The sequence below is a fragment of the Actinoallomurus acaciae genome (genome assembly GCF_042429965.1).
GTDB lineage: Bacteria > Actinomycetota > Actinomycetes > Streptosporangiales > Streptosporangiaceae > Actinoallomurus > Actinoallomurus acaciae.
In genome coordinates, this window is record NZ_JBHLZP010000835.1 from 1 (window position 1) to 2,411 (window position 2,411).

A 2,411-nucleotide genomic window follows, 5' to 3' on the forward strand; every position below is an offset into this window, starting at 1 on the left:
CGGCCGAACGCGTCGCGTTCATCCTCCACGACGTCTTCCGCTACCCCTTCGCCGAAGTGGCCGAGATCGTCGGCCGTACCCCGGCGGCATGCCGCCAGCTGGCCTCCTCGGCCCGCCGCCGCGTCCGGGTCGCGCGGCCTTCCGCGACCCCGGCAGCCCGGCGCGCCGGCATCGTCAGGGAGTTCAAGCAGGCATGGGAGGCCAAGGACATCGGCGCCCTCATCGGCCTGCTCGACCCCGACGCCACGGCGATCGGCGACGGCGGCGGCCTCGCCACGACGTTCCTGGACCCCATCGAAGGCGGCGAGCAGATCGCGCACGCCTGGGTCGAGATCGCCCGCCGGAGGCCCGCCACCATGACGTTCCTGGAGTGCACGGTCAACGGTCAGCCCGGTCTGGTGGCTCGCCAGGACGGCGTCACCGTGACGGTGTTCGCGTTCGACGTCGAGGGCGACCGGATCAGGCGCATCTGGGTCGTACGCAACCCCGAGAAACTCCGTCTCTGGACGACGGGCTGACGTCGACGGGCCACCGCGCGAAATGGCGAACAGGCGTGCGCGAGATGGCAGGGCGCGGCAGGCATCGCTCATCGGAGTCCCCGCGAAGTCGCCGGGCGGGCCGGTGGCGAAACGGCTCGGCCACCGCACATCCGGGGAGAACACATCGCGCGTGTACGACGTCGGGTGAAGCATGCGCGCCCTCGTCGTCCTGTGCCTGGGCGCCGCGCCGTTCTACCGGCTGATCGGCAGGTACTTCGGTGGGCATCGGCGCCGTGCTGGGAATCGTGTTCCTCGCCGTCAGCGGCGCGTTCCGTCAGCGGCGCGTTCACGGACAGGAACGTGCCCGGGGCGTCGAACTACGCGATGGGCGCCTGCGGCCTCCTCCCGCTCGTCGCCGTCGTGAGCTTCGTGACCGGCGTGCTGGCCCTCGTCCGCCACGTCGGTGCCGATCGTCGGCGGCGCGGTGACCGCGCTGACGCTGGTGTACTTCCTGACCTGCACCGCTTCACGCCTCCTCCCACGATGGCGGGCGAACACCGAGCGGAAGCGGCCGGCACGCCGTCTCGGCCGGCACCATCGCCGCGCGGACGCCACGTTCCTCGACCGGGTGCGCCGCCTCTTCCCGGAGTTCGGTGACGTCTGCGGGGTGGTCGACGGGGTCGCGTTCACGATGGGCACCGTACGACGCGCCCTGCGTCCGCGCGGCCGGGTGTGGGTCGTCCCGCTCCCCGCTGCGCTGCCGCGCATCCGGATCAAGCGCGACCGGTCACAGGCGGAGCTCGGCGAGGGCCTGCTCGCCATCGGCGAGATCGGGTACGGCTACGCCTCGTCCGGCGTACTGCCGGAAGGGCGTCAACCAAGTCAGCGCTGACCTCCGAGCCCGTTCCGGCCGTACTGCGGGGGTCCCTGCCCCGGCATGATGGGTGGCCCGCTCGCCGGGAGGCGCGGACGGACTCGGAGGTGGACGGCTCCACCGGTGGCTTCTACTCCGGCCCCCTCGCCGCCACGGAGGCCGCGTGGGCGCGTCCGCGTCATCCCGGCCATCCCGTGTTCCAGGCATCGGCGTCCGCCCTGATCCGCGAGAGCCTGTCGGCGAGGCGCGCCGCCCCGACACACGACGAACTGGAGAAGGCGCATCGAGCCGCCGTCCGCTCGTCGGCGGAAGAGGTGTGACCCGGCCGCCGGCGACGGGTTGACGACGACCCTGGGCAGGCCTTGCTTGAGGACACGAACACCGGACCGAAGGAGCCCCATGGAGAGCACCGTGCTGGAGATCGGCTGGCCACCGAGACGCCGCGTCGCCTGCGGAAGCCGATGATCGCCGCCGTGAACGGCGGGCCCTTGGGTGGAGGCCTGGAAACCGCCCTCACCTGCGACATCAGGGTCGCCGTCGAGTCCGCGCGGTTCGGTGCGCCGGAGGTCGAGCCGGACCGGGCGCACGCCATCGCCGCCGAGACGGCCGAGGCCGACCTGCGAGTGGCGGCGACCATGCCCCTGGACCAGGCGATGACCTGTGAACGCGACCCGCAGACCGTGTGCCTCGCCATCGAGGACGCGGCGGACGGCCGGGCGGCCCTCCGCGAGCGGCGTCCCGCCGTCTTCGAGTGAAAGTAGGTCCCATGGAAACCCACATCGACCCGGGCGCCGGTCTGTCGGGGCTGTGCGCCGGGGACACCCTGCCGCAGGACGGTACGGCCGGTGCCCTCCTCGCACGTATCTGGAACCCGGTGGCCGGCGGCCCCTCGCCGGCGGCCGTCCGCGCCGGCGGCGTGTACGACGTCTCGGCCACGTTTCCCACCGTGGCCGGCCTGTGCGAGGAGGACGACCCCGCCGCCGCGTTGGGGGCCACGGGGGGCCTGACCGTGGGAATCGTCGACGACCTGCTCGCGGCGACCGTCGGCCGGCCCGCGG

4 protein-coding genes and 1 pseudogene are annotated in these 2,411 nt (G+C 73.1%); all 5 read left to right on the plus strand.

The features are described from left to right. Nucleotides 1-518 (plus strand): sigma factor-like helix-turn-helix DNA-binding protein (locus ACFFNX_RS47730; RefSeq protein ID WP_378213054.1); only part of this gene is annotated, 518 nt, incomplete at its 5' end. 424 nt (nt 519-942) lie between these two features. Continuing rightward, on the plus strand, nt 943-1,371 hold the full coding sequence (locus ACFFNX_RS47735) for a hypothetical protein (RefSeq protein WP_378213055.1): 429 nt from the start codon (nt 943-945) through the stop codon (nt 1,369-1,371). Nucleotides 1,372-1,460: 89 nt separating this feature from the next. Next, nucleotides 1,461-1,673: a hypothetical protein gene (locus ACFFNX_RS47740; RefSeq protein WP_378213056.1), complete on the plus strand. Its 213-nt coding sequence runs from the start codon at nt 1,461-1,463 to the stop codon at nt 1,671-1,673. Between the two features lie 42 nt (nt 1,674-1,715). Next, on the plus strand, nt 1,716-2,108 hold the full coding sequence (locus ACFFNX_RS47745) for an enoyl-CoA hydratase/isomerase family protein (protein WP_378213057.1): 393 nt from the start codon (nt 1,716-1,718) through the stop codon (nt 2,106-2,108). An 11-nt stretch (nt 2,109-2,119) separates the two neighbouring features. Beyond that, nucleotides 2,120-2,411 (plus strand): annotated as a pseudogene (locus tag ACFFNX_RS47750) (hypothetical protein); the annotation flags it as partial.